Here is a 26,215-nt window from a genome sequence, read left to right as displayed (position 1 = left end):
ACGCTGAAGTGGGCTTGGGTGCTGCAGAAGGATGACTACGAGTCTTCGACAAAAAACGCGTCAAAGAGGCCGTAGTGATATTCGCGCCAGCCACTTGGGCGGTTGCGGGCGAGACTCTGCGTCAGTGGTATCGTTGGCAACAGGCCAGTCGCGCAGTGCCTGGCGGTAGGCCAGCAACCTGGAGAATTGCTTGCTGCTCAGAGAGGTGTCGGATCCAGCATCCAGTTCATCGCGGTGGCGGCTCACCAGCCAGTCCGATTCGCTCAGCCTCGCCGTCCGCCACAGACGCTCCGAACGGGTTGCGGTGTCTTGCGTCACTGGCGCGCCGGCCGGCGCACTGAAGGTGTCGTCCTTGTAGGCCCAGCCGGCGGACACCGGCGTGCCAGCCGGTACCACAACGCCGCAATCGACATCACCCGTCACAAGAGCGGTCACTACTCCATTTTCAATCATCGCTTTCATCGTCAAACCTCCCATCGCACACGGGCGTTCATCAGGCCTGAAGTCGTCAGGTTCTGTGCCCACGCAGCAATGGCCACGCGCCCCATGTAACGATCAGTAAACCCACCCGCAGGCATGAACTGCGTGCCTACGAAATTGACACCGGTATCCTCACTGATCACGCCGTAATCGGTTTTGACGTTGTCATCAAAGTCAAAAATCCCGGCAATGTAGGCACGAGGCTTTCGAGCCCAGTTCAAGGTCACCGAGTAGTTGCCATTGGCACCCGACCAGACCCCGACAGCCTCAAGCCGGGCCTTGTTTGCCAACAACGTCAGTTTGGGCAGCGTACCCGCTCCAGTGGTGACGATTTTGGCCACCAGCATGTCGATACAGGTGGAGTCGAAACCACCGCCGCTACTGCCGGTACCGCCCTTCATCGCGGCTGGAATGACGTCGGTATCGACGCCTTTCTGCGTATAGCAAACCAGCAACCCATCACGAACCTGCATGCGCAGGAAATACGTGCTGTTGATATCCAGTGCAGGCGATGCCCATACCGGCGTGAACAGCGCACGCGGGCGGGCGGTCATGCCAGCAGACACTTCTTCGCAGAGGCTGACCAGCACACCGCCAGGCACCGACACGGTTCCACCCGTCGCTCCGGTAGCCGCAGTCACCGGGATGCGTCCATCAGCCGTGGCCACAGTCGGGAATGCCAGTGCAGCCAGAGGCAGCGCGTCCTGAGTCAGCACCACTTTGAGTGCCTTGAGCAACTGATCTGACTGGCTCTCGGAAGGCACCAGCCCCGCTGCGCGAATAACGTTCAGTAACTCTTCGGTCACTCCATTGCCCCAACTGGAGGAAATCAGCGACCCCGGCGTACCGGTCAGCGGATTCTCATCGGCAAACTTCCCGTTCACCAATCCGGAACTGGGCGCACTCTTCGGATAATCCATCCTGTCATTCCTCCCTAGTCATAATTGATGTGCACCTTGGTATGCGCCGGCGCACTGCGGTGGATCAGGCATTCCAGCGCCGAGCCCGGGTTGACGCCGAAGCGCTCGCCCCAGTAGCTCGCGCCGTAACGCCGTCCGAGCAGCAGGCGACCGCCGGTGTTGAGGGTCCACATGAACTGCGCTTCCCAGGTGCCCCAGTGCGCCGCGCCGAAACGCGAGCGGCCCATGCGTGGGGCTTCGAGTTCGGTGATGCTGGCGTTGGGGTAGCCTTGGCTTTTGGCGATGTCGAGGTAGTAACCGACGGCCTGGCTGCCGACCGCCAGCAATCGGCGGCGTACGGCGAGGCGGCGGTCGTCGAACAGCGGGGTGGCGCCCAGACACGGGTCGGGCAGCTCCATCACCCGCTCCCAGTCCGGCACCAGTTCGCTGACGCCAGCCGGGTCCATTTCGTTGAGCAGGTCGGCTGCGCGGGCGTCGAGGCGTGCCAGTTCGACGGCGACGCCTTGCAGCACTTCCTCAAGTTCCGGGACGCGCTCCGGATCCCACGCCGGACCGCTGGGGAGCAGCGCACGCAGCTGCGCCTGGTATTGCGCGGCGGTTCTTATGCCCCCCATACGCAACCTCCGAAGGTGAGCAGTTCGCTCTGACCGGCCGCTACGTCAGCGGCCGGTGCGGTCAGCGTGTGATCGTACTCACCACCGGCGCTGCTGATGGCTTCGCGGATATGGCTGATCAACAGTGGCACACCCAGATCGGCCTCGCGGTTGTGCAGGTCGCGCAACTGCGCTTCAACGGCGGCGCGCACGGCGGTGGTGTCCGGATTGACGCTCTTGAAGCGATACACCACCGGCACCTGAATCGGCCGCTGCACGTGCACTTCCGCGGTCACCGGACGCAGCGGTTCGATGTAGTCCTGAACCTCTGCCAACTGCTCATCGTTGGGCACCGGTTGCGGGTCTTCGTCACGCATGATGAACACCGTCACCGTGCCCGGCCCGAGCAGGCCGCCACGGCACCAGGCGCGGGTCACGCCCGGCACTTCCAGCGCCCACGTCTCGTAGTCACTGGCCGAGCCGCCGTGCGGGATCACGCGATAGGAGCGGATCACTCGCGAGCGCAGCGATTCCAGACTTTCCCGCGCCACACCGCCGCTGAGGCCCGGCGCCAGCACCACGAAACTGTTGCCGACGACGCCGGTAATCGGCTGCACCGGATTCAACGCCAGCCCGGCGTCGGCATTACCGAGGCTGCCGGCATCCAGCGCGGCGATGGTGGTGGTGTTGCTGCCATTGACGGTGGTGCGTGCGGTGGTGACTTTGTAGGTACGGCCATCGCTCGCTTGCAGCAGCGTGTCGACATCCAGCACGGCACCGGCGGTGGCGGTAAAACTGACGCTGCCGGTGGCGACTTGCGCAGCTTTGCGTGGCTGGTTCAGACGCAGGGCAGCGATGCGCTCAAGGGTCGATTCATCGGCCTTGTCCGGCAGAATCTGCTCGGCAATCCAGTCGAGATAACCGTAGAGGCCATAAGCAGCGCCGCCGAGGGTGCGGGCCAGCACTTGCGCATCGGACTGGCGCAGCGAATCGCCGGCCAGGTCGCTTTGGGTGCGCTTGATCAGCACCGGCAGCGAAGGGGTTTCAAACGGCATAGATCACCTGCCAACTGTTATCGGGGTTGATGTCCAGACGCTCGCCGTCGGCCAGGGTCAAGACCGTGCGCAGGTTCAGGCGCTGGGCGTCGAGGCGTTCGCTGATGATGTCGATGGCGCTGCAGTGGCCGTCGTCGATCAGCCATTGCAGGGCTTCGCGGGCATAGAACTCGGCGTCCATCTGGGTCTGTCGGGTCAGCTTGACCCGGCGCAACAGCCACAGCCGCGAGCCGATGCGGTCGTCGGCGACGGTGGGAAAGCTGTCGCCCCACCAGCCGAAGCGCTCCTCGTCGTCGAGGGCGTCGTCATCGGCGGCGCGACGCCAGGTGAACAGGCTGATGAGCACGGCGCGGGTCAGTGCGGCGTGGAGGTTCTGGCTGATGAGCATCATTGGCCTCCCGCCGGCGCACCGGTCTGGCCATTGCCGGCCTGCACGCCGACGTGCACGTGTTTGATCTGGCTGATGCCACCGGCGAGTTGATCACCGGTGGACACGATCTTGCCGGTCTGGTTGATCACCGGTGTGTCGAAGTTCACAGCGTGGCTGGCGCGGATGTTCAGCGTGGCGGTTTCAATGTCGATGATCCGCCCGCGTTTGAAGTGAATCTTGTCGCCCTCGTCGGTGTAGATCGCCACTTCACCAGAGGCCAGCGACTGCAGGCGATAGCGGCGGTCGGCGACCACCAGGGCGATGGCGTGGGAGCGATCGCCCCCGAGAAACGTGACGATGCCTTCGGCGCCGGCCAGCGGGTTACTGGTGAAACCGTAGGGTTCGAAATGCTCCATGTCGTCGTTCACCTCGCCGGCGGTGAGGCGCATTTGCAGCGATTGCAGCTTGGATGCCGAGTTGGCGAGCACGACAGTGCCGCGCGCCAGCAGGCGTGTCAGTAGGCTCATGCTTGGTTCCTGTAAGAAACGGGCCGAGGTCAAAAGATCGCAGCCTTCGGCAGCTCCTACATAAGATCGGCGTACACCTGTAGGAGCTGCCGAAGGCTGCGATCTTTTCCGGGCCTATGAGGTTGTTTTAGAAGGGCTGGGATTGGCATCGAAAGTATGCGGCGGCGCCACTTGCAGGGTGGTCACCGAGCCTTGCGCCGACAGCGAATACGTCACTTTCGAGATCAGCATGTCGCCATCGAACCCCAGCACCGGATCCTTGACCTTGACCAACGTGTTGTGACGCCACAGATCGCCGTTGGACTGGCGCCAGCCCTGCACCTGATAGGTGGTGGTCAGCGCCCGGCCCATGCGCGTGGCACTTTCCCACTGGGCGCGCTGCTGGGCCAGTTCGAACGTCAGCGCGGTGCCCTCGTTGATGATCGTGGTGCGTCGACGTTTGAAACTCAGGTCGGCCGCGCTGGATTCAACCTCGCTGACCGCCGCCCCGCTCTTCTTGTCCGAACCTTTCTGCTGGCCGATCACCCGGTATTCGGAAAACACCTGGCTCTGATCCATCGGCGCGTTGGCCGACAGAATGTTCTTGCCCAGCTCCAGCGCATCACTGGCCCGCCCACCGCTGCCGGGTTTGGCCAGCACCAGCCGGCCCTGCTCGTCATCCGTGGAGAACACCCGGAACAGCGAGAGCAGACGGTCGATCGACTGGAACACCGTTTCGCCCGGCACGATGGTGTGCTTGGCAAGCCGCGCGGTCTCGGGAATTTGATTGACCACCATCAGCGAGTAGTCCATCGCCAGCGCCTGCACGATGCTCAGCAACGGTTGCTCCTGCCATTGATTCGGCCGGTTGGTGGCCGCGCAATCAACCAGATCCTGAGTCTTGGAGCTGCCCTCGATGCTCAGACTGATCTGCCGCCCGTCATAGTGGATCGGCGCCTTGAACACGTAGCCGGTGAGCACCAGATCGTTGCCGATTTTCACCTCGCACGGGTCGCCGGGCTTGATCGGTTTGTCCACCGTTTGCCCCGGCCATTGCCAGGTGATGTCGAGCTTGAAGGTGCGGAACTGGCGCTCCAGATCGGCGGTGATTTCCACGCTTTTCCAGCCGCCATATTCCATGTTGTCGACGGTCAACGTGACATGGTTATCCATCTCGCTCATGGCTCACTCCCTGGACACTTTCACGTCGTTGGGTGAAAAGCCCGGATGGTTCATCGCGTTGCTCTGAGTCACCTGAGTCACCCGTGTGGCATCGGCAAATTGCTTGTAGGCCACAACCAGCGCCGGCAGGCTTTCCTGGAACGATTTAGTGACCTGTCGCACACCGGATGACGCCACAGCCTTGAGATGCGCAATCAGCGCGTCCTTCACATCGTTGATTGCCTGGTGGTGCTTGGGATCGGCCTTGTCCAGCATCGGGTCAATCGCCACCCCGATCGCCTTCTGCAGCGCCTTCATCTCATCGGTCACCGGTACTTCCTGACGGGTTACCGGTTGATCCGCCTGATGCGCCACCGAAGGTGTCGATGTCAGTTTTACTGTCGGGGTCGCCACCGGCATCGACGCTACCCATTGCGCCACTTTGACCAGCATCGTGTCCTGCACCAGATCCGCCATGGCTTGCGCCGCGGCGTTGGTGTCCTTGCCGGTGGTGATCTTCGGTGCATCCGCCTTGCGGATGGCTTCGAGTTGTTGAGATACGTCGGCAATCACGCCACGGTAGCCTTCCTTCGCGAACGCCTTCAGCTCCTTGATATCGCCGAGCAAGCCCTTGAACTCCGTCGCCACTTCCTTGGGCAACTCCTTCACGGCCTTGACCAGTTCAGTGATTTGCTTGTACTGCTCGATCAGCGGTTTGAGCTGCTCTTTGATCACCTCATAGACCCCGGTCAGGCTGTTGCGCAGATTGGCGATGCCGATCCGCGCAGCCTTGATCAACGTCATCGCCTGCTCGAAGCGCGCCACCGCCGACCCCAGCAACGTATCGGCCTTGGCCAACAGCACTTTCTGCGTACTGACGGTGGCGGTCGGGAACGACAGCGGCCGGTCGGGATAGAACTTCAGGCTGAACGTCACCAGCCCGCCGTCCTGGCGGGTGTGGGTCATGTCGCATTCGCCGACCTTGACTTGCAGGCGCCCAAGCCACGGATGCACCAGCTCGCCACTGCCCGCCTCCAGTGCCTTGAGCAGCTTGTCACGCTGCTCCAGGCAATCGGCGCCGATGATGAACGCCGTCAGATCGTGGGTCTTGGCCTGCTGGCCCAGATCCTCGAAATACGGCAGGTCGCGTTGCGGGTATTCGTGCAACTGACCTTTGCGACCGACCGGGGTTTTCGCCTGATCGATCCAGAACCCGACACCACGAAATGATGCCGGCAACAAACGGTCACGCCAGTTCATTGGAACCTCCTGCCGACAGCGAGCGATAGCCGATGCGCGAAGACAGCGCCAGCCCTGGTTGATTGGTTTGCGGTTGATCGGTACGCAGCCCTGCCGGCGCATTTTCGAAGCGTACGGTCAGGCCGCCTTCGAGTTGCGTGCGGTTGTTGGCGGCGCTTTGCTGGATGAGGGCACTGGAGGATTGTGGCAACGAACCGCTTTGCAACGCGCCGTTTCCAGCAGGCGCAGGACTCGCGCCAAAGAACGCCGGCGCCAGCTCACCCTTGCCTTCGGCATTGGTCTGGCGCTGCGCTTGGGTCAGGGTTTCGACCTTGCCGGTGACCTTGGCGATCAACCCGGCAAAACCACCGTCGAACAGCTCCTTGATCGGCGCGATGACGGTTTGCAGCTTTTGCCACAACTCGCCGAACCACCCGATGATCGGCCCCCAGCTCTCGATAATCTGATCCAGAGGTTTCCATTCGAACAGGGTGTGCAAAAAGTCCACGACCGGCGCAGACGCCGCCAGCACAACATCCCACAGCGCCGAAAAGACTTCGCCGACCGGCTGCCAGTACTGCGCAATCTGCTCCAGCGGCGACCACTCGAACAGACTGGTGAAAAAGCCTTTGACCCGCTGCACCGACGTTTGCAGTGCCGTCCACATCGGTTCGAAAAATCCCATGACACCACCCCAGGCGCTGGTGATCATTTCCATTGGGAAAAAATCGAACAGCGTCCGCAACGCATCCCGGGTGCCTTGCACGGCCGATTGCAGCGTCGTCCACATCGGCTGGAAGTACGCAACGACACCGCCCCAGGCGCTGGTGATCATCTGCATGGGCGAGAAGTCGAACAACGACACCAGAAACTCTTTAGCCGGCTGCGCGACTTTTCGCAGGCCGCTGAACATCGGTTCGAAGAACCTGACAACACCACCCCACGCACTGTTGATCATCTGCATCGGCGAGAAATCAAACAGGTTTCTGAGGAACGCCATCACCGGCACACTCAAGGCCTTGAGCAGTTCCCAGATCGCCGAAAACAGCCCTGTCAGCGGCCCCCAGTTTTCCAGGATCATGCCGTAAGGGGTCCAGGAGAAAACCGTTTTGAAAAAGTCGATCACCGGGCGGGTGACCGCTTTGACCTTGTCCCAGATTCCCGAGAAGAATTCCGTGACCGGTTGCCAAAGCGCCGCCAGCGTATCGAGCGGGCGCCAGTCGAGCACCGAGCGCAAGATCGCCATGGCATTCGCCCCGGCGTTTTTCACGCTTTCCCACATACCCGTAAAGAACGCGCTGATCGGCGTCCAGTTGGCCACGATCAGCCCCGCCGCCACAGCAATGCCCATGGCGATCAGCATGATCGGATTGGTCTTGAGCACCATGCTCATGACATCGACCACTTGCGTCGCCCCGGTGACCGCGGTTTGCATCGCCGAGAAGGCGATGGCCCCCGCCGCCAGTCCTTCCACCAGTTTCGGATTGTCGGCGAGCAGGCTGCCGACCTGAGTCATCATCGGCTCAAGCCCGACCACCACCGCCCCGACTGCCGGCACCAAAGCCGCGTCGACAGCGGCAGACACCTTTTCCATCGACGCACTGAACACGTTCATGTTCTGCGCGGCGACTTTCGGCGCAGCAGGCAGGTCGACGGTTTTCGCCGTCTCGCTGACTTCGGTCAACTTGCCCTGAAACGCCGCCGCCGATTTGATCCCGTCCACGAACGGCGTGATCACGCTGCCGCCCTTGAACAGACCGCTGATATCCAGTTTGCCGAGGCCAGTCTGCTCGAGATTTTTCTTGAAGCTCTCGACCTTTGCCCGAAGGGCGCCGAGTTTTGGCGACAGTTCATCGATGCCCGTGATCAGCACCGGAGTCTTCACTTGCTTTTCTTCGTCTGCCATCACTGCACCTGCTGCATCGCATTGATCCGTTGCGCGTGCTCCAGCGATTCGCGGAGCACATCCAGTGGCCTGGCCATCATCTGTTCGGGGTCAACCTTCCAGAACCAGGCCAGGTCATAGGCGACTGCGATCAGGTCGGTGATGGCTCCGACGCCGCACTCATGAAAAAACTCGCAACGGCCCAGCTCAACGCGTTGAGGTCAGCCAGATCGAGCTGGTTGACCGACGACGGTGGAATACCGGCGCACACGGCGATGTATTTGGCCGCCACGTCCATGTCGAGACTGACTTCTTCGCTCTTGTCGATCTTGTACGGCAGCGCCTTGATCGCTCGCACTTCCTGCACCGTCGGACGACGCAGGACGAGTTCGGTCAGGGGCTCGCCGTGAGCTTCGATCGCAACCTGAAGCTTCACGGCGCCGCTCATTGCCAAGTCCCCTTGATGCCTTCGAACTTCAGTTCGATGGTGGCGTCATCGCCCTTGGAAACCGGCTCTTCGACCAGATAGGCACCGGCCAGCACGTAGACTTTGCCGTTGCTGAATTCGCAGGTGACGGTGATGTCGGTGCCTTCGATCAGCTTCTTCAGCGGGAAGTCGGCGGTGTGCAGCGCGGTCACTTTGAACGACGGCGCGACGTCGGTTTCCTTGTAGAAACCCGGTACGACGGTTTCGCGTTTGACGGCCATCAGCGGGGCTTCGCAGCCGCCGTTGATAGTCAGTTGTGCACCGTCCACTTTGACGTAGCAGGTGCCTGCAATCACTTGACCCATGGTGTTACTCCCTTCAAATAAAAAGCCCACGCGAGGTGGGCTGAATGCTTACGGTCAAACGCGGCGATCAGGCCGCGTCGTCGTATTGCAGACGGAATTGGTTGAGCAGTGCGAACACGCGCAGACCGTTGATGTAATCCGGCGGGAACAGCACGTTCACGCGGCTCGGGTCCTGCACGTCGCGCTCGACGATCAGGTGCTCGGCGAACAGCTCGGCGTTCTCCACGTGGCCTTCCAGTTCCAGCTTGGCGTATTGCGCGATCAGCTCGCCGCGAATGGTCGCTGGCGTCACGATCGGCTGGCCGGCGCCGAAACGGGTGCCGTCGGACGCCAGTTTGTGGCGACCGTACTTGCTGGTGATCACGCTTTGCAGACGACGCACGATGAACGCCGACTGGTGCATGGTTTCGCTGTCCAGGTAGGAGTTATCGGCCTGACCGTAAGCGTTCTTCTGGTAGGTGGTGATCGAACGCTGGATGCGCACATAACCGCCTTCGTAGTACGCAGTGGCGATGCCGTAGTTGAGCAGCGACTGGCGCTCGGTCAGGGTGAAACGCTCACTCGCCGGTGCTGGGTCAACGCCCGGCAAGCTGCCGCTTTGGGTCGGGCGACTGGCGTCGGCGGAGATGAACACCGCGGTGCGCGCAGCCAGTGCTGCAGCTTGTACCCAGAACGGTTGCGGTACGCCCGGCTCCAGCGCCTGAATGGTCATGTGCTGGTCATTGCGCGCCTGGCCTGCTGCGACCAGCGTGCCGACGGTGCCGCGCTTGGCGCTGTAGACGTGACCGAACAGTTGCTTGGCCCAGGACCAGCGACCGGTGCTGTCATCCATGACCGCTTGCCAGGTGTTGAGGGTCGACAGATCGGACCATGGCAGTGCGATGAACTCGAACGGTTCGTCGCCCAGTGCGGCAACCGCCGCGATCTGATCCGGCACGCCGGCGCCGCCGGTCATGGCGGTGATCGCAGCGGTCAGACCGGCCGGGGTTTCTTCGCCGTTGCTCTTGCCCAGGCGATTGAACTGCAGGCTGATGTCGTTACCGCTGTCGCCAGTCCATTTGGCATTCAGGGTGACCACACCTTCGGCAGCCGCAGCGCTCACCGGCAGATCGGCCGTGGCGTTGATTTTCTGTGCCAGTGCAGTGGCGGCCTGGGCAGCGGTGGCACCGTTGACCACGGTGGCTTGCACACGCACACCGCCGACGTACAGGTTGAGTACGCCAGCCTGGGTCGCGGTGCCGGTCAGGGTCAGCACGCCTTTGGCGATGGCGCCTTCAGTGTTGTGCAGCGGCAGGCACCAGATCTCACCGATCGGGTCGGCCTTGCGGAAGGTCTCGTACATCGAGGCGAGCATCGAGCCCTGACCGCCAATGCTTTTTGCCAGCGCAACGCTGGAGACCAGCACCAGTTTGCCGACTTCAGTCGCGGCGATGTTGTCGTTGACCTGAGCGACGATCAGACGACGCAGGGTCGAGCTCGCGCTATTGGCGGCCGAGTTGTCCATTTCGGCATAGAACAGCGGTACACGAATGTCCGCGGGGATGTTGCTGAATCCGATCGCCATTATTTGGCTCCCTGTGGTTTAGCCGCTTTTGCGGTTTTGAGTGTGATATCGCCGTCGGCCAGACGCCGGCGCCACCAGGCGCTGTCCAGCACTTCACGGCCTTCCTTGGGCAGCAGATCGCCCGCCTCCGGGTCAGGCACGGCACGGCCAGCGGCCGGCAGTACGGTGATGCGATTGCTCATGGGGTTACGTCTCCAGAGAAAGTCAGTTCCACGCGCCCGTCTGGGCCCGGGTGTTTCAGGTTGGGGTCGGCCGGGTCGATCGCATCCACCCGCACGGTGACCCCGGTAAAGGACGACAAACCGTCCAGTTCACGTTCGTGCCAACTCTCCGCAGGCTGACCGGGCAGATTGCGGCCGAGCTGGAACTCGGCAAAAAAGCGCAGCCGGTAGAAGGCGCGGCTGCTGTTGATCGTGATCATTTCGCCGCCGTCATAAACGATGGCGCTGTAGTCGGTGCCCGGCTTGAACCCCACCAGCGCGCGCCACAGTTCGGCACGCAGGTCGTGCAACAGATCCAGCGCTTTTGTGCCGTCGCTGGCATCCAGCGCCAGGACGATTTCGAAGCGGTCGCGGATCGGTTGGGCGATGAGGTTTTGCGCGGAGCTGTTGCTGGCCAGATCGGCCAGCGGCAGCACATGGCCCGAAGGTGTCGGCAGATCGGCGTTGCCTTGCAGCAAGGCCAGATCGATACCAACGGCAATGTGGTTGGCAAGGCCAGGGCATTGCGCACGCAGCTGCGTGAGGATCGGGGTGATCTTCATGGTGGTGTTCCAGATTATGAAAATGACCACAGGCCCCTGTAGGAGTGAGCCTGCTCGCGATTGCGGTGGGTCAGACACATTGATTTTGACTGTGGCACCGCTATCGCGAGCAGGCTCACTCCTACAAGGGATTCGTGTCGCTGCTGAATCAGTCTTTGGACTCGGCCTTGGGATCGAGACAGCTGGCATCAATCACGCAGCGATAGCTGTTCTCGCGATTGCCGCTGGCGGTGACCTTGTCGATCGACCAGCGTCCGCGCATGAAGTCCGGCCAGGTCTCATCCAGCAGCACCAGGCCTTCGGCCGTCAGCCGTGGGTCGCCGGGACAGGTGATCTTCACCTTGTATTTCTGACGCAGCATCTTGCGCACTTCGCCTTCGCCGACGGCAATGGCATCAGCTTCGCTGGGTTGCTTCTGGCGGAGGGTCTTGAACGGCGCCAGCCCCGTTTCGACCCAGCGCAACACACCCGCGGCGCCATCCCAGAAACAGGTCTTGCAACCCTTGGTCTGCTCGCGGGCAGATTCCTCCAGCGTGGCGCTGACGAACGCGTGATCGCCGGGACGGTTGTTGCTGGTCACCGACAAGGTCACGTCCGCCAGCACCTGGCCCGACAACGATTTGGTCTGGCCGGGACGGGCCAGCACGTACACGTTGTCGTAGGGTTTGGTCACCGCGTTGTACTTTTTCGCCAGGCGCGTCAGAAAGCTCATGTCGGTTTCGTTGGACTGGTCGACGTGCTCGATCCTGATCATCGACACCTCGGGCGCGACGCGCGGTGAAAAGCCATGGCTCGACACCAGCTCGTGAAACAGCGAACCCAATGTGGTCGGGCCATGACTGGCCGTGCGGCGTTGCTTGAAGCCCGTTTCATCATCCTTGCTGAACGGTGCCGCCGTGGCCACCAGGGTCAGGCGAAACGGAAACAGGGTCGGGGTCAGGCGCGTCACTTTGAATTGGCCCTTGTCGACCATTCCCGACTCCAGGTAACCGACCTCCAGGCCGATTTTCCCACCCAGGTTCGGCAGCCCTTCGAGGCCTTCAAGATCAATCGTCAAGGTCAGCTGATCGGACTCGAAACCGGCTGCATCGATGTGTTCCCAACTGATCAGGCGCTGATTGAGCAGGGCCGAATTAGCCCCGTAGATTTTTACCGTCGGGGTAAAACCCAGTGCCATGCGTCCTCCTTAATCCCAGGCCGTGACCGGTTTGATCACGGCCGGTTTCGAATCGAGTTCCGGCAGTACGACCCATACACCTGCGGGCAGGATCGGACCGTGTTCAGCCAAGGTCGGGTTGAGTTTCCACAGGGCCTCTTCGGCGGCGTCATCACTGCGACCGGTTTCGCGGTAAAGCAGCAGATTCACCGAATCACCGGCCACGCTTCTTACCTTACGCATTGTTGAACTCCGTTAATCCGACCACCCACTTGATCACCATCGCGGTGCCGTCATCGATGACCTCGCTCTGGTTTTCGTCGATGCTGTTGATCCGCCACAGGCCCCAGTTGCGACCGATACCGTCAATCAACGGCAGCGGCACACGCAGTGCCTGAAGTGCGCGCAACTCATCGAGTCGATCCATGGCCACGGCATACATCGAGGTGCCGCTGATGGTCAGCGTTTCCGCTTTCTGCCCGGTCTGACTGGATTTGGGTTTGCTGGTCAGGATCTGTATTTCGGTCCAGCCACCGTCGGACTTTCGCGCCAGCGTGCTGTAGGCGAAGTTGCGCGAGAGGCCGAAGATGAAACTGCCCAGTGCCATTTGCTGTTTCATGTGGCGACTCCATCGGTCAGGGCTGCGTCACGGCGGGTGGCGAGGGAATGGCTACCCATCAGCGGGGTAAATTCGTTGCTGAATTGAGATCTCAGGTGAAAGTCGACCAACTGACCGATCTTTTCCGCACTGCCCGGATCGCTGCAATACACCTGAACGGTGGGCGCGTAGGTGGCTGGCACCGAGGGTACCTGGGCGCTGGCCAACGCCTGACTTACCTGAGCCGGTGCTTCGAGTTTGTCCGGTGCGGCACTGCCGAGTTTTTCGCCCAGAAGGGAACCGCCCTCAGTGCCCAGCCAACCGCCAAGCAATCCACCAAGCAGGCCACCTATGGCCACGCCGGGAGGGCCACCCACGGCTCCGAGTGATGCGCCGAAAGCAGAACCTGCGAGAGCGCCAGCCATTCCACCGCCCGCCGCGCCGACGCTTTTAGCTATCTGGGTTTCGTCACCGCTGGCCACCCCCGCCGCCAGGCCTGCGAGGGCCGCGACGGTTTTTACAGGCCAGGGCATTGCGCGTGACAGGGGGCGCATGGCAGCGGTGGTCGACTCCAAAAGCGGGGCCCGCACCCGTGAGGTTTGCTCAAGGATCTTCAAACCGGTGCCAGCAGCTGCCCCCTCCGCCGTTCCTGTGGCTGCACCGGTGAAAACGGACAGCCCCTTATCCACGACCTTCTTGCCAAACCGATCCTTGATCTCGCTACCAATGGCATCCAGCGCATGATCGAACAACGGTTTGAGAAACGCGCTCACCGTCAACACCACGCCAGCGGTTTTCGGATAGGTTTCAGTCAGTTCACTGAGCTTGTCGACACCAGCGGAGGCCAGCGTGTCGCTTGAGGGGTCCAGCGCGTTGCCTTTAGCGACGTCCAGCCGTTCCCTTCGGGCATTGAGAATGTTCAGCTGCCCTTGATAGGTGTTGGAAAGCGCGAGAGCAGCCTGTCTTACCGAACTCTTCTCGCCCAGTTCCGACGTTGCATATTGGCGCTTGTCCTTGACCTGCCAGAAGGCTTCATTCACCTCACTCAGATTTTGCGAGAGCTTTTGCGCGGCGTCACCGCCATCTGAAAACAACGTCCGGGCTAACACCGCACGTTGCTCTGGCGGTCTGGCGTTCAATGCCGCCAACACCGATAACAATGCACCTTGCGCATTGTCCTTGTTCGGATCACGCATCGCAGCAGCCACTGCCTTGGGGTCAAGCCCCAACTGCTTCCATGCACCCTGCTCGACGGCAGAGACCTGGCCTCCTTTACTCAAGGCAGTGGAAATGCTCTTCAGCGCAGCGCCAGCTTCGCCTTCCTTCGTTCCGGTGTTGAGTAATGCTGCCGACAATGCTGCAGACTGTTCGGGTTGAAAACCCGCGGCAATTGCCGCGTCACCCGATTGCTGCAAGACAGAACCGATGTCTGCCGCGTTTACATCGCCAGTCATTTTGCCTAGGTGATGGGCCGCATCCGCCAGATCGACAGCCTCATCGCGGGTCAACTTCATCGAAGTGCGCCAGACCGCCATCATCTCGGCGGCTTGTAACCCAGGCACCTTGAATGCCGATGCGGTGATCGCGGCGTCATCAGCAAACTTCAGCAGCTCGAACTTTTTGTCCGAGGCATTGGGCAAGTCGAGGCCGACCCCCGCCTTGGCACCCAGTGCCGCGGCATTGACCAACTCAACCCCGGTGGTCCCACCGGCAGCCACCAGCGGTGCGCTGGCCATGATCAGACTCTCATGAGCCGCTTCCTTGCCTTGAGTCCGACTGATTCGGGCTGCATCGCTCAAGGCTGCAGCGGCAGAATCCATAGCCACCGCTGCTTTAAGCGAGTCGGGAGGTGTAGCACCAGCCACCTTCTGCGAACTCTTTTGCTCAGACAATCCAGTGATATTGCTGGCCATGCTCTGCGACAAATCACGTTTGCTCGCCAGTGTCAGGTTTAACGAATCGATGGCTGTCGTCAGCAAAAGAATGCGGTCACTTGCGGTCGTCAACGTTTGTCTGAGGCCGGCCACTGAATCCTTGGCCAAGTTCGTGTTTGCGGTAACCAAGCTGAGATTACGATTCGCCGCACTTGTGCTCTCATCGGCGTACATGAGCGCATTTTTACTCTCTGCCATGCCGCTCTACTCCTGTTTCACGCCAAGGCGAGTGATCGCTATGTCGTAGCGGCGCAACGCCTTTTCGGCGTCCCACTCCAGAATCTCCGCCTCACTTACCGAGTAAATGAGCGGGACGATATCGAGGATTACTTCGATGTCGCGTTCCGAAAGTAGGCCGCCGGCTGGTTTAAAAAATCGTCGATGCGCACCTGCAATTGGGTCCAGTCAGGGACGCTCATCCGGGCCAGATCGGGGATCATCAGACCGGTGCAATGGGCAGTGATGAACTCGGCGCGTTCCTTGGCCGTTTTCAGTTTCTTCATCACTTTGGTGGCGCGCAGTGCCGGCATTTCCAGTGACAGCGAGGTCACAGTGCGGCCGGTCACAGCGAGCGGTTGCAGCAATTGCACCTGATCGGGATCGGCGGATTGTTCCGCGTCTTCGACCTGCGCCAGAAAGTACGACGCCGGACGTGTCGACATCTCGTGCACGTACTGGGCGATGCTCACGTAGTCCGGGCGTTTGAGTTGGTCGAGTTCCTTGACCGACAGGCCGGTGGCGAGCAGCGCCAGTTCGAAGAACTGATCGTCTTCATCATCGCCGGCGCGTTCCAGCGCTTCTTTCTGCGCGGCGTAAAACAGCGGCTTGAGCTGGATCTGCTCAATCTGCGAGCCGTCGTCGCCGGTGATCGGCGACAGCAGGTCATGCTTGGGTGGCATCCACGACATGTATGAATTCCTTGGTGGTTCTTTTTTTGGAGGTATCGCTATTCCCTTGTAGGAGCGAGCCTGCTCGCGATGAGGACAGCACATGCAACTTCGATGTGACTGAAAGCCCGCTATCGCGAGCAGGCTCACTCCTACAGGGTTTGTGGTGTGCCGTGGATTACGGCATCAGCACCGCACGACGCGCATCACCGAGAATGTCGACGCCATTGAGCACGAACTTCTGGGTGCGCACGTCGATGTCGATCACCGGGATGCCGTTTTCCAGGCGGTTGTAGGTGCGGCAGGAGAAGTCCAGTGTCGTCAGGGCTTTGCCGCCCATTTTGATTGCGTCTTCACCCATGGTTTTGAGCTTGCCGCCGATGGTGTGATAGGTGAACCAGGTGTTGCCGTCCTGATCCTGACCGGCTTCACGCACGTTCAGCAGGATGTCGTCGCCCAGTTTCACGCCCATCGCCAGCAACACCTCAGCACCGGTGCCTTGCAGCTTGATCTGAGCATTAAGCGCCTTGGCGCTCTTGGCCATTTCCTCAACGATGAAGCGCCCGCCCGTCATGCTTTCCATGTCGAAGTCGATTTTCGGCGGGGTGAATTCCTCAACGGTCGCCGACAACGGCAGGCCTTGCAGGGTGGCCGCGATGGCCTGTCTTACGCGGTTGGTAAACATTAGAGAACGTCCTCCAGGAACTGCTCGATGATTTCATCGCGGGCGTTGAGTTGATAAACCATGTGTTCGTTCGGCGCGTAGCGGCCGTAGTCGATGACCACGTACCAGGTGCCGTTCTTGTACTTCTCGACGCTGTTGAGTTCCGGGTGCAGGTACACGCTGCCGCCAGGAATGGTCTCGTCGGCGACCAGGGTTTGCAGCCAGTCGTTGATGCGCTTGACCTCCTGATCCATGAACGACTTGGTCAGGTTCTTGGCCATGGCTTTCTGGCCGGCCTTGACCAGCTTGCGGCTGATCGCATCTTCAAGGCCGACATAGCTGATGAACTTGCCGGTGATCGAGCGGTTACCCAGCAGCGAGAAGCCACCCAGCACAGTGCGGGCGTAGTAGCTGACGCCGTAGCGGTTGAGCAGATCGCCCTCGGTGGAGGTGTCGAGGATGTTGTACTCAACGACGCGGGAAACGTCTTCGGCGTACGTCACCTGGTTGCCCGGGCTCTCCCACTGCTTGACCTTGGCCAGCGCAGCAATCGCCAGGCTGGAGGGTGCGAGAAAGACGTTTTTCTTCGCCGCTTTCGAGTACACGGCCGGCATGTTGTGCACCACCAGGCAACGGTCGAAACCGAGATCGGCGCCGCCCAGTTCCTGGCTGTACAGCACCTGATCGGCGACGGACACGTCCTTGCCATCCAGCACCACACGAGCCTTGATGCGCTTGCCGAACGAGGCAAACTCGCTGGCCACCGCTTTGGTGCCGGTGAAGCCCGGCGCGCCGATGATGGTCAGGTCTTCCGGGACACTGCCCAGCGCCGCCAGACCGAGCTTGCGGCCAGTCGCCGGCTCGACGCCGCCGATCACTGCGTTAACGGTGTCGGCCGGGGTCGCGCCCGCTTCGACGATCACCACGTAGACCGGCACCTTGACCACTTTGAGGATCTGGTAAACCGCGTGGTACAGCGTGCCCTCTTCCGAACCGGTCGGATCGAGCAGCGCATGGGTGGTGAAGCTATTGATGCGGAACGGCGCGTTACGCGGAATCAGCGGATCGGCTTTCGGCGCAGTGCCGACCAGACCGATGACGTTGTCACCCAGGCCACCCATGGCCTCGGGGGATTCGGTGGCATTGACGGTAATGCCGTTGTGCTCGAAGTTCAGAACCTCAGCCATAGTTAGTCAGCCTTCTTGGCAGCGGCCTTTTTGGCCTGGGTGGAGGGTGTTTTCAGTTCCAGTCGACCGGCGCTGTGCAAGGCACTGGCCTCAACGTCGAGCAGATCAAGGTCTTGACCGACGCTCGACCAGTGCCCACCGCCGGTGGGGAATGGGACGAGCACGGTGTAGGTTTGGCGGGTTGCCATTTTTCGTTTCTCCATAAACGGGAAAGCCCCTCGGGGAGGGGCTTTGTTAGGTGTTGAATTGTTTTAAGCGGGCAAGAAACGTCTTGGGGGTGCGGGGTGTTTATTGAGTCTTTTCGATAAGCCAATCAGGCATAGGGGGACGATATTGATTCGAAGGAAACTCCTCGCGTTGCGGCCACTGACGTAGCCGCTGTCGATACGTTTGCAAATCTGAGTACTGCATAGCGGTCAGCGTGGTAAGGCCGCTTCCCTCCAATTCGTCTCGATGCCTTGAAACAAGAGTATCGGTTGATGCCAACTGCGCGTTGCGCCATTCGAGTTCTATGGACTGCAAAGTCTCTCTGTCAAACGGTGGAGGCTCGACTAGGATGGGGTGACCATCCGGTCCCGCTCCGATTTTTTTTGGCGTTGTCGCTAACTCGTTAAGCAGCGCCTCCCAATTTAGCAGGGACACCGGTACCACATCGTCTGGAATATCGAGTTCATGGACATTTGGAAGGTAAGCACCACATGTGCTTGGGCTGAATAAAATAATGTCTGTCATGTTCAAATCCCTATCGCTCGCCAGTAAACGGCCCAACCGGCTAAAGACCCATTACTGCCGTTTTGGACTCGAAGAGTACATCCGGTCTTCTCGATAGAGTCGTAAACAACGCAGCCCATCAACGCCATGGTACCCCCATGAAGGCAACTGATTGAGCGCATGCTCGAGGGGAAAGCTAAGGGATAGGTGATGTAAACATAGCCCTCTGCATTCGTCGTCCCTATCCCCCATTGTTCAATCGCTCCGCCAGGGTGTTTCATATATCCCACTGTTGCCCCGTTGGTGGAAAACATCGGAGAATATTTCAGCGCAGTATCCCCCGAATCCAGACTCCAGCCAGGACCAAGCAACAAGCGCCGGAAAACCGCAAAATTGCCTGGTTGGAGCACAACGCTAGTCAAGTTGGTTGTGTTTACAGCTCCAAAGGTTTCCCCTGCCCGGGTCTTGACGGTTAGCCCCCCAGTGGTTGTCAGATGTACCAAGCCCCCCGGAGGCACGCTGTTCCAATCGGGCAGCGTCGCCGTCGAACCTGCAGTGGTAAAGATCGACAGTTTGCCGACGTCGGCAACGGTCAACTGGGTATCGGAGTCATAGTTTGTCTGGCCGGCGTAACTACCCAGCGCTCGTTGGACAAACTTCGTAGTTGCCAGAACATCATCATTGCTAAAAACGTTAGCCGTTGGCGCTGTCGGGCTACCGGAGAACACCGGTGAACTGAGCGGTGCAAAACCGAAGGTGATGTTTTGAAACACCAAAGTAGTAGTGCCAAGCACTACAGGGCCATCGGTAACCAGTTGCCAGATCGTATCGGCCTGAGTTGTGCCTTGCTCTACAGACACGCACAAGCCTGAGGTGACCTTCAGATTCGTGTCTGCATCTTTTGTCCGAACCCAAGCTTCATTTGTGACAACGTAGAGTCCATTGTCTTTCGATAATGTCTGGTTCTTCACCAGCACCCTGTCACCCGCAATGACGGCAATACCATCAACGGTTTGTGAAGCTTTCAGCGCAATATTACCCGTAGTGGCAACACGTACCGATTGCTTGGAATCGAGCTTGGCAAGCTCATCCGCCACATACCCAGCCACCCAAGCACGAGTCGCCTTGACCACCGTGTCATCAATCAACAACGTCACGAGCGACGCGTTGCTGGTCTCGAAAATCGAGCGAATATAGAACTCTTTGCCCGAGCCTGACGTGGCCAGAACCGGTTTGAACGACTCTGGGTATTTGACGATGGCGTAGAGAATCCCGGTGTCGGTCCACAGCCCGGCTTCACGCACGTACCAGCCGCCGACGTCTGGCGGAATAGTGACTTCGGCGAGCAACCAGCTCGGGTTTTTCTCGTCCAGGAACAGTGCATTGAGCGGCCCGCGCCAGACTTCGCGTTTCAGCGCGGTGGCAGTCGCGGCCGGGTTGTAGACCGATCCGTTGCCGTCGCCGACAGAAATCTGCGTCAACTTGATCGGCACGCCCGCGGCCTTGCACGCCGTTTCGTAGGCAATCCCTGCGTTGGTGAGCAGGGTGTAATAGTCAGCCATTCAGGCCCCCTGAGGATAAATAGTGGATGTTTCGACGGTGTACATACCGGCGGCCATGAACGCCTCGCCAGAGGTTTCAAGCCCTTCGATGAACACCGGATAGATCGTCGTCAGCTCACCGCAGAAAGTCGCGGCGGCGATGGAGTGACTGCCGAACGCGCTCAAACCCACCGACACCGACAGCACATCCCGTTCGCTTTTGGCATCGGCCAGGCGTCGGTCGAGACGGGCGTCGATTTCTTCGCTGTAGGGTTGGTCGCTGAACGCTCGCACGCTGAAGCTGTAAGGCACGCCGGGCGGCGTCTGTTCGTACCAGGCGCGGACATCGGGGCGCAGTTGCAAGCCCTTGGCCGCGTTTTCCAGTGCCTTGCGAGTGCCGGCCTGGCGCGCGGTGGGCCAGGCGAGTTCGACGGTCAGGCGCTTTTCCGCTTCCGGTGCAGCGCTGCTCCACTCGGCGACGCCACGATCCGCTGCCAGATAGGGCAGAAACGCGACAGGTGTTTCGCTCGGGTTCATCAACTCGGGAAACGGCGGCGCGATGCGATCCAGCAGTGCACCGAAGCCCAGATCCAGACCGCGTTCGAGCGCCGAACTGTTGGCCGGCAGCAGCGTCGGACGTTGAGTTGGCTCACTCATAGTGTCAGCACCTCGACCTCGACGGCCTCGCAGTACGGCGCCTGAAACGCGCTGGTCACGATCGGCTTCAGCGGTTCAAGAATCTGCAGTTGCACGGCGCCGGCGCTGTGCAGCGTGTAGTCGATCCAGCTCGGATCGACCCGGCCTTCGAGGCGATGACAACTGTCGGCGTAAGCCTGCAATTGCTGCTGCGCGGCGACTTTGGTCAGGCCCGAGTCGGGGCCGGAATTGATCTTCGCCACCACGCGAATCTTGTAGCGCTGAATGTCGGCAGCCTTGACCGTGACCAGGTCGGTTTCCGGTCGTACATCGGGTCGGGCGAAGTGCTGACGCACGCCTGCAAGCAATGCCTCGGACGGCATGCCGTCACCGTCCCGCGCAAGCACGGTGACCTGTACTTCGCCCGGCGCAGTGCGCCGACCATTGCCGTCCTTGACCTGCGCCGCGAGGCCGTCCGGGTTGAAGGTATAAGTGACGTTCACCACACCGGCATCGCTGGATTCGACCTTCACCGTCGGTCGTTCACCGAGGGTGAACACCTCGCGGCGGTACTGCATCCGCGAACCGGCTGCCGGGGCGTGTGGCGCCAGGTAATAACGCAACCGGGCGTCGTCGTCACTTTCATAAATCGGCGGTACCGGCGGAAATGCCGCCGGGTCGCCCGGGTCGAGCAACTGCCGCTCCAGGCCCATGTCCGCCAGCCGAGCATCGAGATTGCTGCCGGTCGCCCACCACGCCAGCATCTGCTTGATGCGAGCGTTGTATTTGCGTTCATGGGTTTGCAGGCGCACGCAGAAGGCTTCGAGCGCCAGGGTCAGCAGTTCGCTTTCGTTGTCCAGACTGGTCTTGAGTTTCGCCGCGCTGTCGGGCGCTCGGGCGCCGACGTATTCGACGACGAAGGTCTTGAACTCGGCGAGCAGGTCTTCGAAGGCGTCGACGGTGATCAGCGCCGGTTCGGCCAACTGGTTCTGGCCGGGGATCAACATGCTCATGTCACTACCTCGAAAGTCTGTTGTCGGTTTTTCCAGGTGCCGGCGAAACGCAGCAGCAGACCGGCGCCCTGGCGGCTGGCGACGATCACGCTCGGCTGAAAATCGCTGATGCCGTTCTGCGTGTTGTAGAACGCCTGAGCTGCGTGGCTCTGGGCCAGAAGCAGAACGTCGTCACCAAGGTTCTGCCCCAGCAGCGTGGGGATCAGCGAGCCATAAAGGGGCCTTTTTTGCCGGGTGCCCAGCGGCGTGGTCAGGGCCCGGGTCGCGCGCTGCACAAACTGCAGCCAGTCGTCGACCGTGGCCCCGCTGTCTCTATCGATTCCGATCATGGGACGCTCTTGATTCAGGGACTGATGACGCGGCCCTGGTGATCCACCAACGGGCCGCTGAAGTGCACGCCGGAGGCGTCGATGGTCAGGCCGACTTCGCCCAGTTGCAGGCTGATGAGCTGCGACGTCATGGCCAGTCGCGCCGGGCCGATGCTCAGTTCCAGCGATTCGCGGGAACCGCTGAAAGCTGCCGGCCCGTTCTGCCAGTGCAGGGTGTGGCTGGCGTCGTCGTAGCCGCTTTCGCTGCCGTCGACATGCACCCGACGCGTCAGCGTCGGTACCGTCGCGACCGGCGGAAAGCGGTCGCTGTTCAGGCCGAACAACGCCACGCTCTGCGCTCCGCTTTCACCACTGCCATAGTTGAACAGCAGACACTGCTCGCCCACGGTGGGAATCCGCGACTCGCTCTGGGCGCCGGCACTCGGGTTGAAGAACTTGATGGCCGGCGTCAGCAATCCACCGTGGCTGACCTGGCAGGTATTGCTCGCCGCATCGACCGCCTGACAGACGCCGATGCGACAGAAACTCTCGGCACGTCGGTGCAGGTCGTCGATTTCCGCTTCCATTTCCGCCAGCCGCTCGATGATCGGCCCCAGTTGCATGCGCAGTAATGCGTCGAACATCAATCAGGCCTCCAGCGCGGTGTATTGGTCGGGGTCGTCGATGTCGCTGACTTCCCAGGTGCGGGCGAATTTCGGCGTACCGAGCGGATCGTCGAGCAGGGTCGGGCCGAGGTAGAGGGTTTGGGTGAAGGTCAGCGTCCACGCCTTGTATGGCTGGTCGGCGCGAATCAGCACTGACGGCAAACCATCAATGTTCATCGGCAGATCGCATTGATCGCCGGGCAGGCCCCAACGGTTGTCGGTGATCAGGTTTTTCAGCACGGCGATCAGATCGCAGGCGGCGAAAGCGCTGGCAGAAACGGCCGGGATGACTTGCAGCGATACGCTCATGATGTGGGCGATACGCCCGTCAGCGGCACGTGCTCCCGGTGCATTGCGGTCGAAGTCGATCAGCGCCCAGGCCTGAGCGCCAGGTGCCGTGAAGTCGTCGTGACTGCCAACCTGCAGATTCAGGCCGGCGCTGTTGCGCAAGGTTGCCGCCATCGCCGTGAACAGTTGCGACGGCTGCTGGATCGGTGCGGGCATGCATGACCTCCTTTTCAAATGTCCACGCGCAGTCCCGCCGCAGGAGTTGCAGGCAAAAAACGTGGGGGGATGGCTGATTGCGATGATGGTGTGAGATGGCTGGGCCAACGTGGCTTTTTATCGGCTGCCAACGAGAATAAAACCGCCACATGGCGGAGTAACACTCAAATATAAAAGCCCCGTTGCTACACGGGGCATACATCATTATTTGTACGTCAGAAGGTCCAGAGAACTTTACTCAGAGGCAAACTCCAAGTGCTGTTATCCCAGTGGTAAACACGTTTCGGCAAAATAGTTGGAGTAAAACCAAATCGAGCCCAGACGGGTTTTTCACTGACAATGGAGAAGCTTCCATTTGCCTGAATTTTCGCAATCGCCCCAGGACGACCAGCCGTGCCGGTAAACCAAAGCGGCGTATTGTTCGCGCCATAGATCACGAAATTTCCGTCATCCTGCATCACGGCACGAGTAGCGCCCTTGTTCTGTGTCCAGCTCGCCCAAAGAACACCGAGCGGTCCGTTCGAAACAACCAGATTACCGTCCGACTGGAAGACCAGCGTAGTACCACCGACCACATACCGTCGATCAACTTCGAGAGTCGTCCCGGCTGGAATATAGGTCGATTCCACAGAGGGGCTGATCGGGATGGCAGAGTTACTTGCCCAGACCGGGATCGAGTCGATCACGACGAGATTGCCGTCATTTTGCAGAGACAGATAGGCCCGATTGTAAGCTGCCCAAATATCAGCGTTAAGCGGCGTGCTGTTGGCAGTGCCCCACATACGGCCGCGCGTTGGATCATTGAGAAACGCGTAATACATCAGGTAGAAATAAATTTTTGAGTTATCTATCTGCTTTCCGGAACTTGTATACGGTTGACCGGCAATCGCCACCCAAACTGTATTGCCCCCCTCGTAAATGGCCAGATTGCCATCGGGCTGGACAATTAACTTGAAGCGCTTGTCCGGTGATTCAAGATATTGCCCAGCGGACATCTCATGCAGAGGCAGCAAAATCGAACTGCCGTTCGTAGTAAACGGGTAGCGTGGTAGCGTAGCCATATATTCACCTATTGACCGATTGGTTATTGTGGGCAGTCAATGCTGCGTTGGATCGCTCACAGGCGGGCTGACGAGACCTCGGGTCTTCGTGTGATTCAATGTCCTGCACCGAGGACATTTGATTTGCACTTGATGAAATGCATCTACTTTTGCAAGTAAACGATTGCATTTACCGCAACGAAAATCGCTCAGCATGAATTGAACTCCTTCTCAAATACCGCTGTGACGCCTCTTTACTCCTTGTTTGTATTACCAGGCGGTACTTCGCAAACGCCAATGCGCTTGGCCGCCCAGCGCTCGTAAAGACCAATGGCTACGTCGGCCCCGGCCATGGCCGTCAAGCAGCCGAAGGCGCCAGCGGCCCAGATCGACATGCCGGCGGCGTACAGCAGCATGATTGCCGACACGCCGCAGATCATGCAGGCGCCGGAGCGCAGGGCCAGACGCCGCAGCAATGGCCAGCCGCGAGCGCCCTCCTTGTCGGCGCGCCACATCTCGCCGGACACCCCGCCCACTACGGCGAGAAGGATGACCAGCCAGATCGGCATGTCTGCCAACGCTTGTTGCTCGTTTGTCATGTCACGCCTCCTGTTTTTAGTTGATGAGTGTTGTGTGTTGGGTTCAAGCGATGTCTCTTCAGGTAGGCATTCCAAAAAGCCCGGCGCTAGAGCCGGGCTTTTCAGTAATGCGCTCCTTCGCCTTCCTTTAAATCCTGTGTTCAAAAAAGGAAGCTGACTTTTCGGCGCTACTGGCGCGGTACGAGTCCATTCAAATTGTTTTTCCGACCGCGGTCCCTGCCCGCCGGATAACTGCTCTTGGTGCTTTACGCTGCACACCCGGGTCAGTTGCCAACCCTCTGAACCGTTGAGGCCGGTTCATCGCTGCCTGTTCTTGTGGAACTAAAGAGCTGTTGTTGCCAGCCGCTTTGTCGAGCGGCTTGGTGGCAAGGATATGCATGAATGCATATACAGTCAATGCGCAAATGCATTTATTTATGCACGAGAAATGCACGGACGCATGAAAGCCACGCCGTTCAAGGGTTGGAGGTTTTTGTACAGACGAAAAAAAACCCGCCAAGGGCGGGTTCTATCTGAGGGGGTTCAGGTTAGCGGGCGTACATGCCCCACCAGAAGACGTGACCGAGGATGACGATCTGCTCTTCCTGCATATCCTGGAAGCTGTAGTCCTCGTCCGGATGCTCATCGCGGTTGAAGCTGCGCAGACGGATACCGGTGGGCAGGCGGTAGAGTTGCTTCACGCGCAACTGACCGTTGTGATTGATCGCGTACAAGTCGCCATCGATGATGTCGCCGATACCACACTTGCCCGCATTTACACCGACGGTGGCGCCGTCCCGCAACACCGGCAACATGCTGTTGCCGCGTACGGTCACGCATTTGGCCTGGTCGAACTGCACACCGTTATGGCGCAGGCTGCGCTTGCCGAAGCGCAGGCTAGAGCGTTCGCTCTCTTCAATGACGAATCTTCCTGATCCAGCAGCCAATTCAACCTCGCGAAGAAAGGGCACCGACACCTCGTCATCATCGACAGGGGTATCGTCGTCCCACAGGCTTATGTCCTTGAGTTCCGCATGCACGTCATCACGCGCGCCACCGGTCACGGTCGCGAGGTCTGCGCGGCCGCGCAACTGATCGGTGCTCACATTGAAGTATTCGGCGATCTTCGATATGTGTTTATCCGAAGGATCGACGATCTTCCCGCTGAGAATCCGCGAGAGCGTTGATTGAGGCACGCCGGTGCGACGGTGGAGCTCCGTGGGGGAGATCCCGTGCTGGTCGAGCAGTGCTCTTAAGACGGAGGATACGTTGCGTTTTTGCATAACGCGCATAGTGCTTGAAGTTTTTTCGGAAGACAAATGCTGATTTGCATAAAACGTGCATAAATCACCATTAAACGCAGAAATGTGTCAGCGGACCGTCGTGCCTGCGTCGAGCAGACCACCCATGGTAACCTTGCGCCCATCGCGGAAAAGCCCGGCCGTCGCCCCCGCTTTTGCCCTAC

The 26,215-nt window shown here is 60.1% G+C and carries 33 protein-coding genes and 1 pseudogene; all 34 read right to left on the bottom strand.

The annotated features are described in order from the left end of the window. Positions 1-60 precede the first annotated feature (60 nt). Complete coding sequence (locus KKQ10_RS14190) at positions 61-462, bottom strand: phage tail assembly chaperone (protein WP_215501454.1); 402 nt, start codon at positions 460-462, stop codon at positions 61-63. A gap of 2 nt (positions 463-464) precedes the next feature. Next, positions 465-1,400, bottom strand: a complete 936-nt coding sequence (locus tag KKQ10_RS14185; RefSeq protein WP_215501453.1) for a hypothetical protein — start codon at positions 1,398-1,400, stop codon at positions 465-467. A gap of 14 nt (positions 1,401-1,414) precedes the next feature. Beyond that, positions 1,415-2,014 carry a YmfQ family protein gene (locus KKQ10_RS14180; protein WP_215501452.1) on the bottom strand — a complete coding sequence of 200 codons (600 nt, stop codon included), beginning with the start codon at positions 2,012-2,014 and terminating at the stop codon, positions 1,415-1,417. Continuing rightward, positions 2,002-3,048 (bottom strand): baseplate J/gp47 family protein, encoded by a 1,047-nt coding sequence (locus KKQ10_RS14175; protein WP_215501451.1) that lies wholly within the window; start codon positions 3,046-3,048, stop codon positions 2,002-2,004. Before KKQ10_RS14175 ends, KKQ10_RS14180 begins: the two co-directional genes overlap by 13 nt. After that, on the bottom strand, positions 3,038-3,436 hold the full coding sequence (locus tag KKQ10_RS14170) for a phage GP46 family protein (RefSeq protein ID WP_003222234.1): 399 nt from the start codon (positions 3,434-3,436) through the stop codon (positions 3,038-3,040). Before KKQ10_RS14170 ends, KKQ10_RS14175 begins: the two co-directional genes overlap by 11 nt. Continuing rightward, entirely contained in the window at positions 3,436-3,945 is a 510-nt protein-coding gene (locus tag KKQ10_RS14165) for a phage baseplate assembly protein V (RefSeq protein ID WP_215501450.1), read from the bottom strand. The genes KKQ10_RS14170 and KKQ10_RS14165 overlap by 1 nt, the downstream gene beginning before the upstream one ends. Before the next feature lie 114 nt (positions 3,946-4,059). Further along, complete coding sequence (locus tag KKQ10_RS14160; protein WP_215501449.1) at positions 4,060-5,106, bottom strand: phage baseplate assembly protein; 1,047 nt, start codon at positions 5,104-5,106, stop codon at positions 4,060-4,062. A gap of 3 nt (positions 5,107-5,109) precedes the next feature. Next, positions 5,110-6,345 carry a DNA circularization protein gene (locus tag KKQ10_RS14155; protein WP_215501448.1) on the bottom strand — a complete coding sequence of 412 codons (1,236 nt, stop codon included), beginning with the start codon at positions 6,343-6,345 and terminating at the stop codon, positions 5,110-5,112. Beyond that, on the bottom strand, positions 6,332-8,230 hold the full coding sequence (locus KKQ10_RS14150; RefSeq protein WP_215501447.1) for a phage tail protein: 1,899 nt from the start codon (positions 8,228-8,230) through the stop codon (positions 6,332-6,334). Before KKQ10_RS14150 ends, KKQ10_RS14155 begins: the two co-directional genes overlap by 14 nt. A 130-nt stretch (positions 8,231-8,360) precedes the next feature. Further along, positions 8,361-8,657 carry a phage tail assembly protein gene (locus KKQ10_RS14145; RefSeq protein WP_003222226.1) on the bottom strand — a complete coding sequence of 99 codons (297 nt, stop codon included), beginning with the start codon at positions 8,655-8,657 and terminating at the stop codon, positions 8,361-8,363. After that, positions 8,654-9,001, bottom strand: coding sequence for a phage tail tube protein (locus KKQ10_RS14140; RefSeq protein ID WP_007964335.1), 348 nt, complete (start codon positions 8,999-9,001; stop codon positions 8,654-8,656). Before KKQ10_RS14140 ends, KKQ10_RS14145 begins: the two co-directional genes overlap by 4 nt. Positions 9,002-9,068: 67 nt before the next feature. Next, a complete protein-coding gene (locus KKQ10_RS14135; RefSeq protein ID WP_215501446.1) occupies positions 9,069-10,565 on the bottom strand; it encodes a phage tail sheath subtilisin-like domain-containing protein in 1,497 nt (498 codons plus the stop codon). Continuing rightward, complete coding sequence (locus KKQ10_RS14130; protein WP_041072263.1) at positions 10,565-10,747, bottom strand: DUF2635 domain-containing protein; 183 nt, start codon at positions 10,745-10,747, stop codon at positions 10,565-10,567. Before KKQ10_RS14130 ends, KKQ10_RS14135 begins: the two co-directional genes overlap by 1 nt. Then, positions 10,744-11,328 carry a phage tail terminator protein gene (locus tag KKQ10_RS14125; RefSeq protein WP_215501445.1) on the bottom strand — a complete coding sequence of 195 codons (585 nt, stop codon included), beginning with the start codon at positions 11,326-11,328 and terminating at the stop codon, positions 10,744-10,746. The genes KKQ10_RS14130 and KKQ10_RS14125 overlap by 4 nt, the downstream gene beginning before the upstream one ends. A 148-nt stretch (positions 11,329-11,476) precedes the next feature. Continuing rightward, positions 11,477-12,505 (bottom strand): phage late control D family protein, encoded by a 1,029-nt coding sequence (locus KKQ10_RS14120; RefSeq protein ID WP_215501444.1) that lies wholly within the window; start codon positions 12,503-12,505, stop codon positions 11,477-11,479. A 9-nt stretch (positions 12,506-12,514) separates the two neighbouring features. Further along, positions 12,515-12,727, bottom strand: a complete 213-nt coding sequence (locus KKQ10_RS14115) for a tail protein X (protein WP_127652509.1) — start codon at positions 12,725-12,727, stop codon at positions 12,515-12,517. Continuing rightward, positions 12,720-13,103, bottom strand: coding sequence for a phage tail protein (locus KKQ10_RS14110; protein WP_127652508.1), 384 nt, complete (start codon positions 13,101-13,103; stop codon positions 12,720-12,722). The genes KKQ10_RS14115 and KKQ10_RS14110 overlap by 8 nt, the downstream gene beginning before the upstream one ends. Then, positions 13,100-15,214: a phage tail tape measure protein gene (locus tag KKQ10_RS14105; RefSeq protein ID WP_215501443.1), complete on the bottom strand. Its 2,115-nt coding sequence runs from the start codon at positions 15,212-15,214 to the stop codon at positions 13,100-13,102. The genes KKQ10_RS14110 and KKQ10_RS14105 overlap by 4 nt, the downstream gene beginning before the upstream one ends. Before the next feature lie 128 nt (positions 15,215-15,342). Beyond that, positions 15,343-15,924, bottom strand: a complete 582-nt coding sequence (locus KKQ10_RS14100) for a phage tail assembly protein (protein WP_215501442.1) — start codon at positions 15,922-15,924, stop codon at positions 15,343-15,345. 157 nt (positions 15,925-16,081) lie between these two features. Continuing rightward, entirely contained in the window at positions 16,082-16,588 is a 507-nt protein-coding gene (locus KKQ10_RS14095; RefSeq protein WP_215501441.1) for a phage major tail tube protein, read from the bottom strand. Beyond that, on the bottom strand, positions 16,588-17,754 hold the full coding sequence (locus tag KKQ10_RS14090) for a phage tail sheath protein (protein WP_215501440.1): 1,167 nt from the start codon (positions 17,752-17,754) through the stop codon (positions 16,588-16,590). Before KKQ10_RS14090 ends, KKQ10_RS14095 begins: the two co-directional genes overlap by 1 nt. A 2-nt stretch (positions 17,755-17,756) precedes the next feature. Next, positions 17,757-17,942 carry a hypothetical protein gene (locus KKQ10_RS14085; RefSeq protein WP_007964321.1) on the bottom strand — a complete coding sequence of 62 codons (186 nt, stop codon included), beginning with the start codon at positions 17,940-17,942 and terminating at the stop codon, positions 17,757-17,759. Positions 17,943-18,042: 100 nt separating this feature from the next. After that, positions 18,043-18,486, bottom strand: coding sequence for a tail fiber assembly protein (locus KKQ10_RS14080; RefSeq protein WP_252191614.1), 444 nt, complete (start codon positions 18,484-18,486; stop codon positions 18,043-18,045). A 2-nt stretch (positions 18,487-18,488) separates the two neighbouring features. Next, positions 18,489-18,746, bottom strand: coding sequence for a gp53-like domain-containing protein (locus tag KKQ10_RS28765; RefSeq protein WP_425518804.1), 258 nt, complete (start codon positions 18,744-18,746; stop codon positions 18,489-18,491). A gap of 483 nt (positions 18,747-19,229) precedes the next feature. Continuing rightward, positions 19,230-20,027 (bottom strand): annotated as a pseudogene (locus tag KKQ10_RS28760) (phage tail protein); the annotation flags it as partial. Next, positions 20,028-20,663 (bottom strand): phage tail protein I, encoded by a 636-nt coding sequence (locus KKQ10_RS14070; RefSeq protein ID WP_215501437.1) that lies wholly within the window; start codon positions 20,661-20,663, stop codon positions 20,028-20,030. After that, the gene (locus KKQ10_RS14065) at positions 20,660-21,655 is read right to left on the bottom strand and encodes a baseplate J/gp47 family protein (RefSeq protein ID WP_215501436.1); all 996 of its coding nucleotides are present in this window, start codon (positions 21,653-21,655) and stop codon (positions 20,660-20,662) included. The genes KKQ10_RS14070 and KKQ10_RS14065 overlap by 4 nt, the downstream gene beginning before the upstream one ends. Further along, positions 21,652-21,984 (bottom strand): phage baseplate protein, encoded by a 333-nt coding sequence (locus KKQ10_RS14060; RefSeq protein WP_047291927.1) that lies wholly within the window; start codon positions 21,982-21,984, stop codon positions 21,652-21,654. The genes KKQ10_RS14065 and KKQ10_RS14060 overlap by 4 nt, the downstream gene beginning before the upstream one ends. Before the next feature lie 14 nt (positions 21,985-21,998). After that, complete coding sequence (locus tag KKQ10_RS14055) at positions 21,999-22,607, bottom strand: phage baseplate assembly protein V (protein ID WP_215501435.1); 609 nt, start codon at positions 22,605-22,607, stop codon at positions 21,999-22,001. Between the two features lie 3 nt (positions 22,608-22,610). Next, positions 22,611-23,132 carry a hypothetical protein gene (locus KKQ10_RS14050; protein WP_215501434.1) on the bottom strand — a complete coding sequence of 174 codons (522 nt, stop codon included), beginning with the start codon at positions 23,130-23,132 and terminating at the stop codon, positions 22,611-22,613. A gap of 215 nt (positions 23,133-23,347) precedes the next feature. After that, complete coding sequence (locus KKQ10_RS14045) at positions 23,348-24,193, bottom strand: putidacin L1 family lectin-like bacteriocin (protein WP_215501433.1); 846 nt, start codon at positions 24,191-24,193, stop codon at positions 23,348-23,350. A 36-nt stretch (positions 24,194-24,229) separates the two neighbouring features. Next, complete coding sequence (locus KKQ10_RS14040) at positions 24,230-24,388, bottom strand: Com family DNA-binding transcriptional regulator (protein WP_215501432.1); 159 nt, start codon at positions 24,386-24,388, stop codon at positions 24,230-24,232. A 38-nt stretch (positions 24,389-24,426) separates the two neighbouring features. Continuing rightward, positions 24,427-24,771: a phage holin family protein gene (locus tag KKQ10_RS14035; protein WP_215501431.1), complete on the bottom strand. Its 345-nt coding sequence runs from the start codon at positions 24,769-24,771 to the stop codon at positions 24,427-24,429. A 527-nt stretch (positions 24,772-25,298) separates the two neighbouring features. After that, entirely contained in the window at positions 25,299-26,042 is a 744-nt protein-coding gene (locus KKQ10_RS14030; protein ID WP_215501430.1) for a LexA family transcriptional regulator, read from the bottom strand. Positions 26,043-26,215 lie beyond the last annotated feature (173 nt).

It is taken from the genome of Pseudomonas sp. MG-9, assembly GCF_018729515.1.
Classification (GTDB): Bacteria; Pseudomonadota; Gammaproteobacteria; order Pseudomonadales; family Pseudomonadaceae; genus Aquipseudomonas; species Aquipseudomonas serboccidentalis.
Note: the sequence above shows the minus strand (reverse complement) of the source record. Positions and strands in the feature narration are given on the sequence as shown.

What these genes read in the sequence shown, in the direction of transcription:
- KKQ10_RS14190 (WP_215501454.1), bottom strand. Translation starts at nt 462, where the DNA reads ATGAAAGCGATGATTGAAAATGGAGTAGTGACCGCTCTTGTGACGGGT.
- KKQ10_RS14185 (WP_215501453.1), bottom strand. Translation starts at nt 1,400, where the DNA reads ATGGATTATCCGAAGAGTGCGCCCAGTTCCGGATTGGTGAACGGGAAG.
- KKQ10_RS14180 (WP_215501452.1), bottom strand. Translation starts at nt 2,014, where the DNA reads ATGGGGGGCATAAGAACCGCCGCGCAATACCAGGCGCAGCTGCGTGCG.
- KKQ10_RS14175 (WP_215501451.1), bottom strand. Translation starts at nt 3,048, where the DNA reads ATGCCGTTTGAAACCCCTTCGCTGCCGGTGCTGATCAAGCGCACCCAA.
- KKQ10_RS14170 (WP_003222234.1), bottom strand. Translation starts at nt 3,436, where the DNA reads ATGCTCATCAGCCAGAACCTCCACGCCGCACTGACCCGCGCCGTGCTC.
- KKQ10_RS14165 (WP_215501450.1), bottom strand. Translation starts at nt 3,945, where the DNA reads ATGAGCCTACTGACACGCCTGCTGGCGCGCGGCACTGTCGTGCTCGCC.
- KKQ10_RS14160 (WP_215501449.1), bottom strand. Translation starts at nt 5,106, where the DNA reads ATGAGCGAGATGGATAACCATGTCACGTTGACCGTCGACAACATGGAA.
- KKQ10_RS14155 (WP_215501448.1), bottom strand. Translation starts at nt 6,345, where the DNA reads ATGAACTGGCGTGACCGTTTGTTGCCGGCATCATTTCGTGGTGTCGGG.
- KKQ10_RS14150 (WP_215501447.1), bottom strand. Translation starts at nt 8,230, where the DNA reads ATGGCAGACGAAGAAAAGCAAGTGAAGACTCCGGTGCTGATCACGGGC.
- KKQ10_RS14145 (WP_003222226.1), bottom strand. Translation starts at nt 8,657, where the DNA reads ATGAGCGGCGCCGTGAAGCTTCAGGTTGCGATCGAAGCTCACGGCGAG.
- KKQ10_RS14140 (WP_007964335.1), bottom strand. Translation starts at nt 9,001, where the DNA reads ATGGGTCAAGTGATTGCAGGCACCTGCTACGTCAAAGTGGACGGTGCA.
- KKQ10_RS14135 (WP_215501446.1), bottom strand. Translation starts at nt 10,565, where the DNA reads ATGGCGATCGGATTCAGCAACATCCCCGCGGACATTCGTGTACCGCTG.
- KKQ10_RS14130 (WP_041072263.1), bottom strand. Translation starts at nt 10,747, where the DNA reads ATGAGCAATCGCATCACCGTACTGCCGGCCGCTGGCCGTGCCGTGCCT.
- KKQ10_RS14125 (WP_215501445.1), bottom strand. Translation starts at nt 11,328, where the DNA reads ATGAAGATCACCCCGATCCTCACGCAGCTGCGTGCGCAATGCCCTGGC.
- KKQ10_RS14120 (WP_215501444.1), bottom strand. Translation starts at nt 12,505, where the DNA reads ATGGCACTGGGTTTTACCCCGACGGTAAAAATCTACGGGGCTAATTCG.
- KKQ10_RS14115 (WP_127652509.1), bottom strand. Translation starts at nt 12,727, where the DNA reads ATGCGTAAGGTAAGAAGCGTGGCCGGTGATTCGGTGAATCTGCTGCTT.
- KKQ10_RS14110 (WP_127652508.1), bottom strand. Translation starts at nt 13,103, where the DNA reads ATGAAACAGCAAATGGCACTGGGCAGTTTCATCTTCGGCCTCTCGCGC.
- KKQ10_RS14105 (WP_215501443.1), bottom strand. Translation starts at nt 15,214, where the DNA reads ATGGCAGAGAGTAAAAATGCGCTCATGTACGCCGATGAGAGCACAAGT.
- KKQ10_RS14100 (WP_215501442.1), bottom strand. Translation starts at nt 15,924, where the DNA reads ATGTCGTGGATGCCACCCAAGCATGACCTGCTGTCGCCGATCACCGGC.
- KKQ10_RS14095 (WP_215501441.1), bottom strand. Translation starts at nt 16,588, where the DNA reads ATGTTTACCAACCGCGTAAGACAGGCCATCGCGGCCACCCTGCAAGGC.
- KKQ10_RS14090 (WP_215501440.1), bottom strand. Translation starts at nt 17,754, where the DNA reads ATGGCTGAGGTTCTGAACTTCGAGCACAACGGCATTACCGTCAATGCC.
- KKQ10_RS14085 (WP_007964321.1), bottom strand. Translation starts at nt 17,942, where the DNA reads ATGGCAACCCGCCAAACCTACACCGTGCTCGTCCCATTCCCCACCGGC.
- KKQ10_RS14080 (WP_252191614.1), bottom strand. Translation starts at nt 18,486, where the DNA reads ATGACAGACATTATTTTATTCAGCCCAAGCACATGTGGTGCTTACCTT.
- KKQ10_RS28765 (WP_425518804.1), bottom strand. Translation starts at nt 18,746, where the DNA reads ATGAAACACCCTGGCGGAGCGATTGAACAATGGGGGATAGGGACGACG.
- KKQ10_RS14070 (WP_215501437.1), bottom strand. Translation starts at nt 20,663, where the DNA reads ATGAGTGAGCCAACTCAACGTCCGACGCTGCTGCCGGCCAACAGTTCG.
- KKQ10_RS14065 (WP_215501436.1), bottom strand. Translation starts at nt 21,655, where the DNA reads ATGAGCATGTTGATCCCCGGCCAGAACCAGTTGGCCGAACCGGCGCTG.
- KKQ10_RS14060 (WP_047291927.1), bottom strand. Translation starts at nt 21,984, where the DNA reads ATGATCGGAATCGATAGAGACAGCGGGGCCACGGTCGACGACTGGCTG.
- KKQ10_RS14055 (WP_215501435.1), bottom strand. Translation starts at nt 22,607, where the DNA reads ATGTTCGACGCATTACTGCGCATGCAACTGGGGCCGATCATCGAGCGG.
- KKQ10_RS14050 (WP_215501434.1), bottom strand. Translation starts at nt 23,132, where the DNA reads ATGCCCGCACCGATCCAGCAGCCGTCGCAACTGTTCACGGCGATGGCG.
- KKQ10_RS14045 (WP_215501433.1), bottom strand. Translation starts at nt 24,193, where the DNA reads ATGGCTACGCTACCACGCTACCCGTTTACTACGAACGGCAGTTCGATT.
- KKQ10_RS14040 (WP_215501432.1), bottom strand. Translation starts at nt 24,388, where the DNA reads ATGCTGAGCGATTTTCGTTGCGGTAAATGCAATCGTTTACTTGCAAAA.
- KKQ10_RS14035 (WP_215501431.1), bottom strand. Translation starts at nt 24,771, where the DNA reads ATGACAAACGAGCAACAAGCGTTGGCAGACATGCCGATCTGGCTGGTC.
- KKQ10_RS14030 (WP_215501430.1), bottom strand. Translation starts at nt 26,042, where the DNA reads ATGCGCGTTATGCAAAAACGCAACGTATCCTCCGTCTTAAGAGCACTG.